The sequence below is a fragment of the Limnospira sp. genome (assembly GCF_051859755.1).
Taxonomy (GTDB): Bacteria; Cyanobacteriota; Cyanobacteriia; order Cyanobacteriales; family Microcoleaceae; genus Limnospira; species Limnospira fusiformis.
The window spans coordinates 1-1,325 of sequence record NZ_JBIMLI010000339.1 but is presented as its reverse complement, the minus strand read 5'-3'; the positions used below and the strand labels follow the sequence as shown (position 1 = coordinate 1,325).

General features: G+C 49.2%; 1 protein-coding gene. It reads left to right on the top strand.

What is annotated here, in order from left to right:
* A partial coding sequence (locus ACTIE0_RS24445) for a formylglycine-generating enzyme family protein (protein ID WP_439517046.1) occupies positions 1-1,190 on the top strand: 1,190 nt, incomplete at its 5' end.
* Between the last annotated feature and the right edge of the window lie 135 nt (positions 1,191-1,325).

The window sequence follows — 1,325 nt, the reverse complement described above, 5'->3', positions numbered from 1 at the left end:
TAAATGGCAATCATGTGAGTGATAAATTAGGCGAAATCTTAGACCGTTTGGTTGAGACAGTCTTTAAAAAACGCTATCAATCTGTAGCGGAAGTTTGGGCACATTTACGGCGATATTATGGGAAACAGACCAACCCAACAAATCCTCAACCCGTCATCCAAGAGACTGTTAAACAAACTCCCAATACAACTCCCCCAGCGGTACCCCAGAAGTTTAAATTTGACATCGTTACGGTCAATTCAATGGGTCGAGAAATTAACCGCGAGACTGTTAAACAGACTCCCAATACAACTCCCCCAGCGGTACCCCAGAAGTTTAAATTTGACATCGTTACGGTCAATTCAATGGGTCGAGAAATTAACCGCCGTCCCGGTCAGGCTGAATGTATTATCGAAGACCTGGGAAATGGTTTGATTCTGGAGATGGTGCTAATTCCGGGGGGAACCTTTACCATGGGTGTGCCGAGTGGTGAAACTGGAAGTTCTGATGTTGAAAGACCCCAACACCGAGTCACGATTAAACCCTTCCTCATGGGGAAATATCCGGTTACCCAAGAACAATGGCGACAAGTGGCTAGTTTCCCCAAACTCCAACGAGGCCTGAGCCTAGACCCCTCAAGATTTAAAGGATTAAATCGTCCCGTTGAATCGGTTTCATGGTATGATGTAATGGAGTGGTGCGCCCGCCTCTCGAAAAGAATTGGCAAACCCTACCGATTACCGAGTGAAGCGGAGTGGGAATATGCAGCTCGCGCCGGAACTACTAGCCCCTTTCATGTCGGTGATACCCTGACGACAGACCTCGCCAACTACGATGGCAACTACAGCTATAGCTCAGGACCCAAGGGAGCCTACCGCAGACAAACCAACCCCGTCGGTCAGTTTCAAAACGCCAACGCCTTTGGCTTGTATGATATCCACGGGAATGTTTGGGAGTGGTGCGCTGACCCCTGGCGCGAAGGCTATGGTGGCGCTCCCTCGGACGGAGGAGTGTGGGATTATGGTAACAATAATCGTTATGAAAACCTTGTTGAACATTTAGTCAACTTTTTGGGAAAAACAGACAGAAGAGTGCTGCGTGGCGGTTCGTGGTTCAACGTTCCTGGCTACTGCCGTTGTGCCAACCGCGGCAGGTTCGACCCGGGCTCCCTCAAAAACTACAACGGTTTTCGGGTAGCCTGTGCGCTTTAGTAGGTTGGGTGAAGCGCAGCGTAACCCAACTTCCCAGCCAGCCGTGAGCCACCGGGTTTCTGTGAAAAAGCGGGTTAATTTTGGGCATTTATGGTAATGTAGAATCAGGTATCAATAACCCTCCTGATTATGAGC